A 15147-nucleotide genomic window follows, 5' to 3' on the forward strand; every position below is an offset into this window, starting at 1 on the left:
GGAATGGGATCGACCGGGAGCCGGACCCTCCGGCGTCGTCAGTCAATAAACTGGAATTCCTTCGCGTTGACCAGGGCCCAGAGGATGTCCTCGAAGGCCTCCTTGACCCGGTCGGGCCGCGATTCGACGTGGAAGACCGCCGTCGCCCGCTCGCTGTCGGAGGGGAGCCGACCGAAGGCCAGCCGGAACAGCTCGTCCACTTTTTCCTCGATCGGCCTCGGGTCGTTCGCCAGGGCGGCGGCCCGGCCCGAGTCGTCGGACAGCCGCGACTGGATCTCGACGGAGTTCAGCAGCATCAGGCTCTGGCTCAGGCTCGCGTCCGCCACCCGCTCGCACTCGCAGGCGGTTTCCCTCCTCGGCCGGCCGAAGGTGTCCAGGAAGTCGGACGTCACCGCCTCGTCCGGCAGGGAGATCGCCCGGAAGCCGACCGGGAGCCCCTCGAACCGGTTGGGCACCCCGGTGACGCTGGAGATCGCGTCGAGCAGGACCTCGGCGCTCATCCGCTTCGGGTAGAACCGCGAGAACCCCTGGGTGTCGTCCCGGTTCGTCTCGTTCGGCAGGCTGGAGAGGCTGTAGAGCCGGCTGGTGCAGAGCGTGCGGATCAGGTGTTTCAGGTCGTAACCGCTGGCGATGAAGTCGTCGCTGAGGGCCTGCATCAGGGCCGGGTTGGTCGGCGGGTTCGTCTCCCGGAGGTCGTCGATCGGCTCGACCAGCCCCCGGCCGAAGAAGTGGGCCCAGTAGCGGTTGACCACCGCCGGGGCGAAGAAGCGATTCTCCGGCGCCGCCAGCCAGTCGACCAGGGCCTCCCGGGGGTCCTCCAGCGGCGAAACGGCGGCCGGCTCCGGCTCTCCCAGGGCCCGGGGTTCCATCGGCTGCCCGGTCTTCGGGTTGGGCACTCGGCCGCTCCGCTTGGTGAAGATCACCAGCTCGTCGCGCCCCGCTTGCTGCGCGGCCAGCGATTGCTTCCGCCCGATTCGTCCGAAGAAGGCGGCGAAGCCGTAGTAGTCGTCCTGGCTCCAGGTCTCGAACGGGTGGTGGTGGCACTTGGCGCACTGGAGCCGCATTCCCAGGAAGACCTGGGCCGAGTCGTCGACGAACTGGTCCGGCTGCTTCAGGTCGCGGTACCAGACGGTCGCCGGCGTCGTCTCCGGAGAGCCGTTGGCGGCGAGGATCTGGCGGGTGAACTCGTCGAACGGGGTATTCTGGTCGAGCTGCCGGCGGATCCAGTCGTAGAACCGATAGGTCGAGCGCTGATACCTCGCGTTCCCCGCCCGCTTGTTGCGGAGGATGTCGGCCCACTTGATCGCGAACGTCTCGGCGTACTCCGGGCGGTCGAGCAGGGCGTCGACCAGCCGGGCCCGCTTGTCCGATCGGTCGTCGGCCAGGAACGCCTCGACCTCGGCGGTCGAGGGCAAGGTCCCGGTGATGTCGAGCGACGCCCGTCGGATGAACTCCTCGTCGGAGCAGAGGTCCGAGGGCGCCAGCCCCAGCTCTCGCCACTGGGCCATCGCCAGCTCATCAACGAAGTTGTTCGGCTCGAATCCGGTGAGGTCGGGGGCAGCTCCCCCCCGGGGGACGGTCGCCCGGAAGACGGACACCTTCCCCTGGTACCGGGCCATGACGGCCGCCATGCCGGGCAGCTCCCCGGTCCGGACGCGCCCTCCCGTCTCGACGGCGGCGACCTCCGAGACGTTCGACTCGTACTGCGCCCACCGGGTCACGTCCTCGGTCGTCCCGTCGGTGTAGACGGCCGTGACTACCAGTTGCTGATCGGTTCCCTGCTCGAGCACCCGGGAGGGCGGGTGGACCTCGATCCGGGCGACGGTCGGGGCGTCGGCGTCTCCGACGGGCATCCCCTCGGCGATCCAGCGCCGGATCAGACGATACTCGTGAGAGCCCGGCTCCAGCTTCTTGCCTCCACCGTGGGGCACCTCGGCGGTCGCCTTGGTCAGCAGCAGGCTCTGCTCCGGGGCGGCGGGGAAGAGGCGGCGTCCTCGGCCTTCCTTGACCAGCGTCTCGTAGTCCAGTTCCGGCTCGAAGCCGAGCAGGCTCAGCCGGAACCCATTTTGACCGCCTGATTTGCCGTGGCAGCCGCCGCCATTGCATCCGAGCTTGGTGAAGATCGGCACGATCTGGTTGGCAAAGTGGATCGGGGGCGGGTCGGCGATGCGGCGGACCTCCACCGGGACCTCGACGGCTTGGCCGTCGACCTCCACCGTCACGGTCGTCCGGCCGTCCCCCCTCGCCTCGATCATCCCGGACTCGTCGACGACCGCGACCGATTCGTCGCCCACGACGAACCGGGCGGAGCGTGTCCGGTCCTTGCCGTCCGAGGTTCCCTCCACGGCGAGCTGCTGGACCGAGTCTGGCCCGACCAGGACAACCGCCTCGGGGACGACCCGCAACACCTCGGCCTCGACCCGATCGGCCGGTTCGCCGGCGCCCGCGGGAACCGCGAGCCCGAGGGCCGAAAGGACCAGTCCGATCGTCGTCGCGGCCTGCCAGCTTCGCATCGGTCCGTCTCCTTGGCGCGGCCCAGTCGGCCGTCGTCGGGCCGGTCCGACCGGGGTCGTCTTCCTTCCGACTGTATCTCCCCCACCGGCCGCCGACAAGGAGGATGTTTAACCGGCCTCCATCATCCCCAGCCGCCGCCGCCTCCCTCGGAGCGATGGGAGAACCATCTCCGGGGGGCGTGGGTCACTGGACGTGACGGCCTCGGTCGCGTACCCTGGAACCAGTCGGGGAGCGGGGGGTCGAGCCGTCGATCCCCCTTCCCGACCACCCCTGACCGGGTAGCTCAGTCGGTAGAGCAGCGGACTTCGACGCCGCCGGCAACGGCGCGCACCTGGAGCCTCCTCCGGGAAGAAACCGAACCGGGGGAGTGGATGCCGCAGTATGCTGGGACGCCCTGAGAGCCCGCGCCGCCACAACGGCAGCCGGTGACGGCAAACGTGACGGCCCGAAAAGCGCGCGGGATTGGGTCATCAGCAGGCAAGGGCGCCGGCGGATCGCCGGGCCCAGCCCCAGAGACTCGACGCGGCACACCTGCGACGGTGAAGGGAGAGTCCAGACTCCAACCCGGAACACCCCCTCGGGGCGAACCGGGGTCGGTGAAAGCCGATGGGGTAGGTTAATCCGCTGGTCGTGGGTTCGAGTCCCACCCCGGTCACTTCGACTTGGACTGGCTCCGCGTTCGGCCGCCTCCCGGGGAGGATCGCTGGGGGGCGGTCCCCCCCCGAGTCCGGCCGGCGGTTCTCGGCGTCTTGCCGCCGGAAGCCTCCAGCACGTTCCGGAGCAAGGCCGACATCCGGTTCGCCGCCGGGCCGTCGTACGAGGCCAGCTCGGCCATCTCGACGAAGCTCAGCCTCGGGTCGGGGAACGGAAGCCGCTCCTCCGCCTCGGCCAGCGAGCCCTGCAACTGGTACTGCTTGCGCACCAGCCGCACCTTCACGCCGCAGCGTCGGAGGAGGTCCAGTTCGCGATAGAACGTCCGCAGGCCGATCCGCAACGCTTGCAAGAGTTCCTCCCGGCTCCGGGGGGCCTCGTCGAGCAGGCGGGCCATCCGGTGCAGCCGAGCGGCCCGGCCGTCGGTGATCTGAACCGCCGGCCTCCTCCTCGTCGGCGACTTGGCGCTCATCGACTCGACTCCTCCTCCCGACCGACCCGCTCCCGATCCCCGGCGCGCGTCGGCTCTCCTGGCGGGCCCTCCTGGCGTCGCCCCTATCACGTTATTGTATGGTTGTTGGCAAGCATGGAATGTTCGGGGTGGATTGTCGGCACGCGGATGCGTCGATCGTGCCGGTCGTGACGGATTTCCTCAAGGGGTGAGGCGGGCCGGCCGACACTAAGGGGGGAAGTCGGAGGCCGCCGAGGGCGGTCGACGGCCGGCCCGGCCGCAACTGGCGGCGGGACGGCGGCCGCGGTGGCTGGTCCGGGCGGAGAGGGGGCCTCGGGTCGCCGCCGCCGCCGGCGGGGCCGGACGGGCCCCGGGGACTCGGCTGGCCCGGGAGGCCGGCCCGACCCGGGCGTGATTGCCCCCTTGCAGGGAGACTGTCTCCATGTCGACGTCGAAGCGCCGTCGGTCGCGGTCCTGCCGTCCGGGTTCCGAGCCTCTGGAGGGCCGGCAGATGCTCTCCGCCGTGCTGCGGGGGGTGGACGTTGACGGGGACACCTGGACGCTGCGACTGGCCGGGCCGGGGGCGCTGCAGGTGATCAACCAGCCCGGCTCCGATGGCGTGACCCCCGTTCCGTTGGGGCAGCCCGGCCTGATTGACACCATCACGTACCAGGGGGCCAACCCCGCCACCACCCGGCTGATTGGTGCCGTCACCAAGGGGCCCAACGGCGATGGCCGCGTTTACTTCGCGAACCTGGTCTCTCCGGCGAGCAACCCGCCGGGTCCGGGGATCGGCGTGGGGGCCCTGGCCATCGACATGCCCGACTTCTGGCTGGGCGACACCAGCCCCGGGGGGACGGAGACGGTCCAGGGCACGATCTCCATTCCCGACGGCGTCGCGACCCTGAACTTCGGCGGCGTCGACACCACGGCCTTCTTCGGGACCGACCCGAGCCAGCGGCTGGACCAGAATGGGCAGTCTGATCGCTTCACGATCTCGCTCGGGCTGCCGACTCGGGTGGGCACGAGCATCATCGTGGACCGGATCATCACCGCCAATCAGCCGGCCACCGGGACTGGCCAGGGCCAGCAGGCCACCCAGGACACGGTGAGCATCAACGTCGCCGGCCGACTGAACGTCTTCCAGGCCAATGCCATCGAAGGCGACCCGACGCTTGATCTGGGAGACTCGGGGGTCTTCCAGGGGGACAACCCCGGGGGGACCACGATTGTCTCGTCGGCTCCCCAGGTGGTTGGCAGCCAGGTGGCCACCGGGGCGATTGGCCGGTTCCGGATCGGGGGGGACGCGACGAACCTGAGCGTGCAGGTGACCGGGAACAATGCGCGTCTGACGAATTTCTTTATTGGAGGCGAGACGAACAAGGTGTCGGTTTCCGCCGTCGAGGGGGTTCGGACCGCGCTCTTCGGCCTGGGGATGGACACTGTGTCGATCGAGGCCGGCCAGATCGAGCAGCTCTCGGCGAACCGGGGGGCGGTGGGTTCCTCGGTCGTCGTCGGGGGATCGGCGGGCTCGCTCGCCTTCGGCGGCGACGTGATCAACACCAACATCCTGGCCGGCTACACTCCGGGGACCGCCGGAGGCAGCCCCACCGCCGAGGGGGGGGGCACGATGACCATCCGGGTCGGCGGCGACCTCTTCGACTCGATCATCGCCGCCTCGGTGCAGCCGTTCCAGGGGGTGTTTGGCTCGCCCAACGACCTGGTGATCCCGACCGGGTACATCAACGCCAAGGTCGAGGGGCTGATCGACAACAGCCTGAATCCCGCGGTCGATCCGTCCTCGGCCGACTCGGCCTTCTTCGCCAAGCGCGTGCGGCTGGAAAACGGGCCGGTTGTGCCGCCGGCCGCACCGGGGGCGCCGTATCGCCCGCGGCTCGGCCCGGGCCGGACCCCGGGCGTCGAGGGCCTCTCCGGAGGGATCGGCAGCCCCGCCTACAAGGAAGTCAAGCGGTTCAACGCCCGTCGCCCCCTGTCGGGATGAGGCGTCTGCCGGCGATCCCGATCGGGAGGAAGGGCCCGGAGTGCCGGGCTCGACCTCCCTCGGGGCCGGGCGTCGACCGAGGGACGCGACGATCCTCACCGGCGGATTGGCATTGGCCGTCTTCCTCCGAGGGGGTAGAGGTGGTGGTTGACCTCCTCGTCCCGGCCCTCCCGGGCGATCACTCGGAGGATGATCCCGGCGGTCTGCTTGCTGCCGCTAGGGACGGGAGTCGTCGGCGTGAGGTGCGTCGTCCCCCGTCCGCCGGCTTCAGGGGACTGGTTTCCACAGGCCAGGTTAGGACCGAGGGACCCGATCGGAATGGAACGCACGGACGATTCCCCGCCGTCTGGTCGCCCGGCCTGGCCGAGCGGCCGGCGACTGCTCGGCATGTCGGCCGTCTACGCCGTCCTCGCGGTCGTCGGGACCTGGCCGGCGATCACGACGGTCCACACCGCGTTGCCGGGGCAGTTCAGCGACCCGCTGGTCCACCTCTGGACGATGCGGTGGCACAAGCAATGCCTCCTGGAGGGGAGGCTCCCCTTCCACTCCCCCGGCCTCCAGCACCCGGTCGGGGCGCCGGTCGGCTACCTGCCGCCGTTGCAGTACCAGAGCCTCCTCTACCTGGGCCTGTCGTCGGTCCTTTCCAACGACGTCCTCTGCTACAACATCATCTGGTTTCTCGGGTTCGTGCTCACGGGCGTCGGGACGTACGTCCTGGCGTGGTACGTCCTCCGGGACGGCTGGGCGGCGGCCCTGGCCGGGTTGCTCGGAATGCTCGGCGGCCCGATGACCTACTTCGCCAGCGGCCAGGTCGAGCAGATCACGCTGGGGTGGTTCCCCATCTTCCTCGTCTGCTGGATTCGCTTCGTCGACCGACCGTCCTGGGGACGGCTGCTCCGCTCCTCGGGCGTCTACCTGCTGACCGCCTCGAGCGCTCCGTACTACGGCGTCTTCGCGGTCTTCCCGGCGGCGATCTATCTCGCCTGGGCGGCGATCCGGGCTCGTCGCAATCGGGATCGGGAGCGGTTCCTGCCGCCTCGGGTCTGCTGGCTGACCGCGTTTGTCGGGCTGACCCTGCCGGCGCTGCTGGTGCTCTTCTCCAGCCAGATCTGGGCGATGACGCATGGCTTCGCGATGGACCGCTCCTCGGCCGAGTTCAACCTGTACAAGGCCCCGATCCTCTCCTACCTGATGCCGTTTCCTCCCAAGCTTCTCGCTGGCCTGCTGCCGGAGCGCTGGATCACCGAGTCCGGGATCATGGTCTTCCCGACCTACCTCGGCCTGGTGACCCTGGGGCTCCTTGCCGTGGCCCTGCTGGGCCGGGCTCGTTTTGAACGGTCCTCTTACTGGTGGGTCGTGCTGACGACCTGCCTGGTGCTCTCGCTCGGGGCGTCGGTGACGGTCCTCGGGAGGGAGCTGACCCTGCCGGCGCACTGGCTCCGGGAGTACGGCCAGATCCTCAAGCCGATCCGGGTCCCCGGCCGCTTCGCGTTCGTCGCGCTTCCCGTCGCGGCCACGATCGCGGGGGCCGGGATGCTCCGACTGGCCTCCCGAATCTCCTCCCGAGCGGGACGGGCGGTGCTGGGGGTCGGCGTGATGGCCCTGGCGACGATCGACCTGGCCCAGGTCCCCTTCGGCACCGTCCCGATGCCGGAGATGCCCGCCTGCTACCGCTGGATCCGGGATCGAGCGCCCGAGGCCTCGATCTTCGAGGCCCCCCACTTCAACGCCGCCTGGCGATTGCCCGCGCTCTGCACCTACTGGCAGTCGATCCACGGCCTGCGGACGTCCGCCGGATACACCGCCGACCTGAACCCGGTCCAGGAGAACCTGCTCTCCCACCAGTCTCCGTTCCACGCCCACCGGCTCGCGATCCCGGACTACCTGGAGCATCCCGAGTCGATCCGCTTCGACGTGCACGGCGTGAGCGGGCCGGCGCCGTTCGACGACTTCTCCTGGCTCTATCTGAAGACATTTGGGTTCGACTACCTGGTCCTCCACCATCGCCCCGGGGATTACCCGGAGCTTCCGGTGACGCTGGACGCACTCGAGCGCCGGCTCGCCCCCGCCCTGGTCTTCGAGGACGAGGAGGCGGCCGTCTACCAGGTCGACCGGCTGCCGCCCCCCTCGACCCCGGTGGTGCTTTGCGCCGAGGGCTGGCGGGGCTACATCTGGTCGAGGAGGGGAGTCGGGCGAATCATCGACCCGGTCAGCCGCCTTGCGCTCTACAACCCTCAACCCGGCGGCCCGGTCGTGCTCGCGATCCGGGCGATGTCGAGGAGGCCGACGAAGGTGGTCGAGCTGCGGGAGGGGGAGGCCCTGCTGGCCCGCTGGGAGTTCTCCGGAGGGGAGGAACAGACCCTGATCTCCCCCCCTCTGGCCCTCTCCGAGGGGATGCACCGGCTGGAACTGCGGTGCGACGGCGTCGAGCCGGACGTCTCCCACGTCCCCCAGTTCGAGGAAGAGCAACGCCCGTTCGCGCTCTGGGTTTCCGCGGTCGGGATCGGCCCCACCGCCGAGCTGGCCGCGTCCTGGGCCGCCGGCTCGGAGCCGGAGTCGGAGGAAGAGTCGGAGGGGCTCCTCGCCCGACGGCCGGACGGTTCCGAGGCCCGATGATCGAGGACCGGGCCTCGGCGGCACGGACCCGTCGAGGCCCGGTGGGTCGGCTGGCTTCGGATCGGATGGCGACGATCACGGACCCTCGGGCCGAGGGGGGCGGCAGCCGGTGCGACGCCGGCCCCGCCGGGCTCGAAGGATCGGGGGACGCGGGGGTCAGATGAACTCGTTGATCAGGTTCTCGAGCATCTCCTGCCGGCCGCTGACGTTCGGCGTCACGTCCCCCTTGGGCAGGATGTACGCTTCCAGGTCGGCGAAGGTCGCCCGGCCGGATTCGACCTTCCGGCCGAGCTCGCCGTCCCAGCTGGCGTAGCGGTCTCGGACGAACTGGGCCAGGCGGCCGTCTTCCCGGATCCGGTGGGCGATTTTCAGGCCCCGGGCGAAGGCGTCCATGCCGCCGATGTGGGCGTGGAACAGGTCGACGGGCTCGAAGCTTTCGCGGCGGACCTTGGCGTCGAAGTTGATGCCGCCGGTGGTCCAGCCGCCCATGTCGAGCACCTCGAGCATGCAGGTGGCCGTCAGGTAGATGTTCGTGGGGAACTGGTCGGTGTCCCAGCCGAGCATCGGGTCGCCGGTGTTGGCGTCCATCGACCCGAGCACGCCGGCGGCGGCGGCCATGCGGAGCTCGTGCTGCATCTCGTGGCCGGCGAGGGTGGCGTGGTTGGTTTCCAGGTTCAGCTTGAAGTGGCCGAGCAGGTCGTAGGTGCGGAGGAAGTTCAGACAGCTCTCGGTGTCGCTGTCGTACTGGTGCTTGGTCGGTTCCATCGGCTTCGGCTCGATGTAGAACTGGCCGTCGAAGCCGATCGCCTTCTTGTAGTCGACGGCCATATTCAGGAACCGGCCGAGGTGGTCGAGCTCGCGCTTCAGGTCGGTGTTCCAGAGGGTCGAGTAGCCCTCCCGGCCTCCCCAGAAGGTGTAGCCCAGGCCGCCGAGCTCCTTGGTCACCTCCATCATCTTCTTCACTTGGGCGCCGGCGAAGGCGAAGGCGTCGAAGTTGGGGCTGGTGCTGGCGCCGTGGACGTATCGGGGGTTGCTGAAGAGGTTGGCCGTGCCCCAGAGCAATCGGACCCCCGTCCGCTGCTGCTCCTCCTTGAGGACCTTGGCCACGGCGTCGAGGTTGGCGTTGGTTTCCTTGAGGGTCTTCCCCTCGGGGGCGACGTCGCGATCGTGGAAGCAGTAGAAGGGAGTTCCCAGCTTCTCCAGGAACTCGAAGGCGGCGCGGACGCGGCGGACGGCGTTTTCGACGGTGGGGGTGCCGTCGTCCCAGGGGCGGAGGGCCGTGCCGGCGCCGAAGGGGTCGCTCAGGGGGTTGGTGAAGGTGTGCCAGTAAGCGACGGAGAACCGCAGGTGGTCCTTCATCGGCTTGCCGCCGACCAGCTCGTCCGGGTTGTAGTGTTTGAATTCGAGCGGGTTCTTCGAGTCCGGGCCGCCGTAGACAATCTTGGGGACGTCGGGGAAGAACTCGGACATCGCAGGGCCTCGCGCCGCGTGGAAGGGGGGCGTTGGGTCGCTCGCCGGGGCCCCGACCACGGGCCTCGACGGCGATCGGAGACGAGTCTAAGGGGCGCCTCGGGACGGGACAAGTCCCCCCCCAGCCGACGCTTGACTCCGGCCCGGCGCCGGGTATCGTAGCGTAAGAGGGGCCTTCCGCGCCAACGGCCCCGATCGTCCCCGAGGACCCCCCAGCGATGCTCCGCGTGGCGGTGCGACTGCTGCACCTGTACCTGATTTTCCGGATCGTCTGCTGCCCGTGCCTGACGGGCCAGAACATCCACGATCGGGCCACGCTGTCGCTGTTCGCCTGGGGGGGGGCCGCCAGCGTTCCCAGCGACGAGTTGGGCAATCCCGACGATCTGGCCACCGAGGCCGGCGCTTGCATGTGCGACGGCGCCAGCGCCCCCTCCTGCCCCGACTGCCCGCCCCCCGATCGCTCCGGCAGCCCGATCGACGCGCCGGATCACCTGCTCGCCCTCGTCTCCTCGATCGGGCGGGACGGTCTGACCGATCTTCCCCCCGCCCCTCCTCCGCTTCGATCTCCGGAGCCGAGTGACGCGAGGATCGTGCGCGCCCGGCTCCAGTCCTTCCGCTGCTGATCTCCCCTCCGAGCGCTCCCTCGGCCGCGTTTCCCCCCTCGGGAGACGCCGGTCCCGTCGAGGATCCATCTCGAACGGTTCCCCCCCGGATCGATCACCCTCCCCAATTCCCGCCCAAGCACTCCCACCCTCGGAGGGATACCCCCATGCGCCGTTTCCTGTCCTGGCTGCCGACGATCGGCGTCCTCGCCGCGATGGTCGTCGTCGGGGTCGTCATCGTGGCCCCGGAACTGATCCCGATCCCGATGCTCCGGGGGGACGAGACGCCCTCGGCCGAGCAGGAGGAGGCCCCTTCGGCCACCCGCTCCGTCGAGGAAACCGTTGACGACGGCTGGTACGACGCCCACCCGGGGAAGGTCGGCGCCGAGTTCCGGCGAGAGCTGCCGGTCGTCCGCCTGTCTTCCCCCGAGGTGGCGGCCCGCATCGGTCTGAAGACGGCCCGGGCCGAGGAGCGAATCGTCGTCGACCGGGTCGAGGGGAACGCCGAGACCGCCTACGACGCCCACCTCTTCGCCGAGGTCATTCCCCGAGTGCGCTGCGTTGTTCGGGAGGTCTTCGCCGACCACGGCGACCACTTCGAGCCCGGCCAGCCGATGGCCGTGGTTGACTCGGCCGAGGTCGGTCTCGCCAAGGCGAACTACCTGGCGCTGCGGTCGACGGTTGGCCTGGCCGAGAAGACCTACACGCGGATCCAGGGCCTCGCGGCCAAAGACGCCTTGCCCAAGGCGAACGAGATTGAGGCGAAGGCCGCGCTCAGCAAGGCCGAGGCCGATCTGCTTGGCGCCCGGCAGTCGCTCCGCAACCTCGGCTTCGACGATGACGATCTCGATCGGATCGCCGAGGAGATGGACACCTCTTCCCTGCTGGAGGTCGTGGCCCCGATCTCGGGCACGGTGGTCGAGCTGCACGCCGTCGTCGGCGAAGCGCTGGAGCCGAACACGGTGATGTTCCAGCTGACCGACCTGGACACGCTCTGGGCCTGGATCGACGTGCCCGAGTCCGAGTTCCGGTTGGTGCGGCCGGGCCACCGGGTGAGCTTCACCGTTCCCGGGCTGGACGAGGTGACGGCCAGCGGCGAGGTTGAGTGGGTCGAGGCGTCGGTGAACCCCAACACCCGGACGGTTCGCGTGCTCGCCGCGCTGGACAACCGAGACCGCTGCCTCCGGGCCGGCCAGTTCGGCCGGGGAGTGATTAAGGTCGGCGAGCCCCGAGCGGCGGTCGTCATCCCCCGAGCCGCGCTCCAGGACTTCGGGCCGGGGGTCGGGCTGGTCTTTCTCGTCCGGGACGACGGCACCTACGTCCCCCAGCGCGTCGAAACGAAGGACCTGCCCGACCCGGAGGCGGTCGAGGTCTCCTGGGGCCTCGAGGCGGGGGAGGAGGTCGTCACCACGGGCTCCTTCCTGCTGATGACCGAGCTGCGTCGCGACGAACTCGTCGGCGATTGAGGTCCGTCCCGTCCCGAACCGATCGCCGGAGGGTCCGCCGATGCTCAATGCGCTGATCAATTTCAGCCTCCAGAACCGCGTCGTCATCCTGCTGCTGGCCGGGCTGCTGATCTTCGTCGGGGTGAACTCGGCGCTTCGGCTGCCGCTGGACGCCTTCCCCGACACGACGCCCAATCAGGTCCAGATCAACACCGTCGCCCCGTCGATGACGCCGGAGCAGATCGAGCTGCTCGTCACCTATCCGGTCGAGTTGGCGCTGGGCGGCCTGAAGGGGCTGGAGGAGGTCCGCTCGGTTTCCAAGTTCGGTCTGTCGCAGGTGGTGGCGATCTTCGGCGATGCCACCGACATCTACTTCGCCCGCCAGCAGATCACCGAGCGCCTGACCAATCTCGAGCTCTCTCCCGGGATCGGCCAGCCTCAGATGGGGCCGGTGGCCACCGGGCTGGGGGAGATTTACCACTACTACCTGACCAGCGAGGTCTACGACCTGACGGAGCTTCGGACGCTGCACGACTGGGTTGTCCGCCCCCGACTGATCCGGGTGCCGGGCGTGGCCGAGATCAACACCCTCGGCGGCCTGGCCAAGCAGTACGAGGTCCGCGTCGATCCCGACAAGCTCGCCAAGTACCACCTCACCTTCGATGACCTGACGCTCGCCCTGCAGGAGAACAACACCAACGTCGGGGGCGGTCCGGTCGACCAGGCCGGGCAGGTCCACCTCGTGCAGGGGGTTGGCCTGCTCCGGACCGAGCGGGACATCTCCGATGTGGTCATCACGGCCGTCAACGGCGTGCCGATCCGGGTCCGAGACGTGGCCGACGTCGCCATCGGGCACGCCATCCGTCGGGGCGGGACCACGGCCCACGGCAAGGGGGAGGTCGTTCTCGGCCTGGCCTTCATGAGGATGGGGGAGAACTCCCGAGAGGTCACCAACGCGCTGGAGGCCGCAATGGAGGACGTCCGCCAGCTGCTCCCCCCCGGCGTCGAGGTCAACGTCGTCTACCGACGCACCGACCTGATCTCCCGAGTCTTGCACACCGTCGAGCGGAACCTGTCCGAGGGGGCGATTCTCGTCGTCGCCGTGCTCTTCGCCTTCCTGGGCAATCTCCGGGCGGGCCTGATCGTCGCCAGCGCCATTCCGCTCTCGATGCTCTTCGCCGTCTCGATGATGCAGCGCGTGGGCATCGCCGGCAGCCTGATGAGCCTTGGCGCCATCGACTTCGGCCTGGTTGTGGATAGCTCGGTCGTCATGATCGAGAACTGCGTCCGGCGCCTCTCGCACGACCGCACCGACCGCCCCAAGCTCGAAGTCGTTCGGGAGGCCGCCGTCGAGGTCCGCAAGCCGACCATGTTCGGCGAGCTGATCATCATGGTCGTCTCCCTGCCGATCCTCACCCTCCAGGGGGTCGAGGGGAAGCTCTTCCGGCCGATGGCCTTGACCGTCATCTTCGCGCTGCTCGGCTCGATGGCCCTCTCGCTGACCCTGATGCCGGTGCTCGCCTCGTTCACCCTCCGCAAGGGGATGTCCGAGAAGGAGACGATCATCGACCGCATCGCCCACACCCTCTACCGTCCGCTGCTCGAGCTGGCCCTGCGCAACCCGCTGCCCACGCTCGGCGCTCTGATCCTGCTTACCCTGCTCGCCGCCCGGGTCGGCCTGGGGCTGGGCTCCGAGTTCATCCCCCGGCTGGCCGAGGGGTCCATCGTCTTCAACACCGTCCGCCTGGCGAGCGTCAACCTCGAGGAGTCCCAGCGCTACGGCACCGAGCTGGAGCGAATCCTCCTGGAGGAGTTCCCCGACGAGATCGACGACATCTGGACCCGAACCGGCACCGCCGAGGTGGCCACCGACCCGATGGGTCTGGAGCTGAGCGACGTCTTCGTCACCCTCAAGCCCCGGGAGGGCTGGACTCGGGCCGTCGACCAGGAGGACCTGGTCAACCAGATGGCCGAGGTTGTCGGGCGGCTTCCCGGGATGGAAGCGGTCTTCAGCCAGCCGATCGAGCAGCGCATCAACGAGATGATCGCCGGCATCCGGGCCGACCTCGGCATCAAGCTCTTCGGCGACGATCTGGAGACGCTCCAGACCAAGGCGGGCGAGATCGCCCGGGTCATCGAGCGGATCCCCGGCGCCGCCGACGTCAGCGTCGAGCAGATCACCGGCCTGCCGGTGCTTCGGATCGTCGTCGACCGCGAGGCCGTCTCCCGCCACGGCGTCCCCGCCCGGGTGGTCCTCGACGCGATCGCCGCCATCGGCGGCACGACCGTCGGCGAGATCTTCGAGGAGGAGGGGGGCCGCCGCTTCCCCCTGGTCGTCCGCCTTCCCGAGCCGTACCGAGACAACCCCGACGCCCTGAAGGGGATCCTGATCCCGACGGCCACCGGCGCCCGGCTCCCTCTGACCCGCCTCGTCCGGTTCGAGGACTCCGTCGGCCCCTCGGCCATCCCCCGGGAGTGGGGCCAGCGCCGGATCATCGTCCAGGCCAACGTCCGGGGCCGAGACGTCGGCTCGTTCGTCGAGGAGGCCCAGCGTACGATCGAGCGGGAGTTCACCCTGCCGGCCGGTTACGCCATCGAGTGGGGAGGCCAGTTCGAGAACCTCATCCGGGCCCGATCCCGGCTGAACCTGGTCGTGCCGCTCTCGCTGCTCTTGACGATGAGCCTGCTGTACCTGACGTTCAACTCGCTGCGGGACGCCCTGCTCATCTTCACCGGCCTGTTCTTCGCCACCAACGGCGGGGTCTTCGGGCTCTGGTTCCGCGGGATGCCCTTCACGATCTCGGCCGGCGTCGGCTTTATCGCCCTCAACGGGGCGTCGATGCTCATGGGCCTGGTCCTGCTCAACGCCGTCCACCAGCGCATGAGGATGGGGATGTCCAAGGCCGACGCGATCCGGGACGCGGCCCTCGAGCGGCTCCGGCCCGTGCTGATGACCGGCACCGTCGCCGCGCTCGGCTTCCTGCCGATGGCCCTCTCCTCCGGGTTCGGCGCCGAGGTCCAGCGCCCGCTGGCGACCGTTGTCGTCTTCGGCATGATGACGGCCACGCTGCTGACGATGATCTCCCTGCCGGTCCTCTACCTCCTCTTCGGCCGGGGCCCCGCCCCCGATCCCGAGGCGGCCGCCCTGCTGGCCGGCGATCCCGACGGCCCCCCGGCCTCCTCCTGAGCCCGGAGCCGACCGGGCTCATCCTCCGGGAGCGATCGCGAGCCCCGCCGACGGCCATCCTCGGGGTCGTCGGCGGGGAGCCCGAGCCCCGGCCGATGCCGGCCCCCGGCGTTGTGATCGCGAGCCAGGCGACCTATGATTGGAGGCGACATCGGGCCGGCCGTCCGCCGGGCCGACGCCGATCGCCCGGGGACGCTCGGAGCAGCCGG

At 69.6% G+C, this 15147-nt stretch carries 8 protein-coding genes; 5 read left to right on the plus strand and 3 right to left on the minus strand.

Annotation, left to right across the window (positions count from 1 at the left end):
* Positions 1-38: 38 nt before the first annotated feature.
* A complete protein-coding gene (locus TsocGM_RS14880; protein WP_126726261.1) occupies positions 39-2513 on the minus strand; it encodes a DUF1549 domain-containing protein in 2475 nt (824 codons plus the stop codon).
* Positions 2514-3166: 653 nt separating this feature from the next.
* On the minus strand, positions 3167-3637 hold the full coding sequence (locus tag TsocGM_RS14885; RefSeq protein ID WP_199756797.1) for a hypothetical protein: 471 nt from the start codon (positions 3635-3637) through the stop codon (positions 3167-3169).
* Between the two features lie 490 nt (positions 3638-4127).
* Between TsocGM_RS14885 and TsocGM_RS14890 the strand changes: the two genes are divergently transcribed.
* Together TsocGM_RS14890 and TsocGM_RS14895 are read left to right on the plus strand one after the other, a co-directional pair.
* Positions 4128-5618 (plus strand): hypothetical protein, encoded by a 1491-nt coding sequence (locus tag TsocGM_RS14890; RefSeq protein ID WP_126726262.1) that lies wholly within the window; start codon positions 4128-4130, stop codon positions 5616-5618.
* A 318-nt stretch (positions 5619-5936) separates the two neighbouring features.
* A complete protein-coding gene (locus TsocGM_RS14895) occupies positions 5937-8234 on the plus strand; it encodes a hypothetical protein (protein WP_126726263.1) in 2298 nt (765 codons plus the stop codon).
* Between the two features lie 156 nt (positions 8235-8390).
* On the opposite strand, the gene xylA is transcribed toward TsocGM_RS14895, so the two are convergent.
* Positions 8391-9704: a xylose isomerase gene (xylA, locus tag TsocGM_RS14900; protein ID WP_126726264.1), complete on the minus strand. Its 1314-nt coding sequence runs from the start codon at positions 9702-9704 to the stop codon at positions 8391-8393.
* Between the two features lie 218 nt (positions 9705-9922).
* Here xylA and TsocGM_RS14905 point away from each other — a divergent pair, with 218 nt between their 5' ends.
* The 3 genes from TsocGM_RS14905 to TsocGM_RS14915 all read left to right on the plus strand — a co-directional run bounded on the left by TsocGM_RS14905 (position 9923) and on the right by TsocGM_RS14915 (position 14938).
* A complete protein-coding gene (locus tag TsocGM_RS14905) occupies positions 9923-10327 on the plus strand; it encodes a hypothetical protein (RefSeq protein ID WP_126726265.1) in 405 nt (134 codons plus the stop codon).
* 146 nt (positions 10328-10473) lie between these two features.
* On the plus strand, positions 10474-11772 hold the full coding sequence (locus TsocGM_RS14910) for an efflux RND transporter periplasmic adaptor subunit (protein ID WP_126726266.1): 1299 nt from the start codon (positions 10474-10476) through the stop codon (positions 11770-11772).
* Between the two features lie 40 nt (positions 11773-11812).
* Positions 11813-14938, plus strand: a complete 3126-nt coding sequence (locus tag TsocGM_RS14915; RefSeq protein ID WP_126726267.1) for an efflux RND transporter permease subunit — start codon at positions 11813-11815, stop codon at positions 14936-14938.
* Positions 14939-15147 lie beyond the last annotated feature (209 nt).

Origin of the sequence: Tautonia sociabilis (genome assembly GCF_003977685.1) — a bacterium.
Lineage (GTDB): Bacteria > Planctomycetota > Planctomycetia > Isosphaerales > Isosphaeraceae > Tautonia > Tautonia sociabilis.

Bases quoted from the DNA above. Each gene is read 5' to 3' on its own strand.
- TsocGM_RS14910 (WP_126726266.1), top strand. From the start codon at position 10,474: ATGCGCCGTTTCCTGTCCTGGCTGCCGACGATCGGCGTCCTCGCCGCG.
- TsocGM_RS14885 (WP_199756797.1), bottom strand. From the start codon at position 3,637: ATGAGCGCCAAGTCGCCGACGAGGAGGAGGCCGGCGGTTCAGATCACC.
- TsocGM_RS14880 (WP_126726261.1), bottom strand. From the start codon at position 2,513: ATGCGAAGCTGGCAGGCCGCGACGACGATCGGACTGGTCCTTTCGGCC.
- TsocGM_RS14890 (WP_126726262.1), top strand. From the start codon at position 4,128: ATGCTCTCCGCCGTGCTGCGGGGGGTGGACGTTGACGGGGACACCTGG.
- TsocGM_RS14895 (WP_126726263.1), top strand. From the start codon at position 5,937: ATGGAACGCACGGACGATTCCCCGCCGTCTGGTCGCCCGGCCTGGCCG.
- xylA (WP_126726264.1), bottom strand. From the start codon at position 9,704: ATGTCCGAGTTCTTCCCCGACGTCCCCAAGATTGTCTACGGCGGCCCG.
- TsocGM_RS14915 (WP_126726267.1), top strand. From the start codon at position 11,813: ATGCTCAATGCGCTGATCAATTTCAGCCTCCAGAACCGCGTCGTCATC.
- TsocGM_RS14905 (WP_126726265.1), top strand. From the start codon at position 9,923: ATGCTCCGCGTGGCGGTGCGACTGCTGCACCTGTACCTGATTTTCCGG.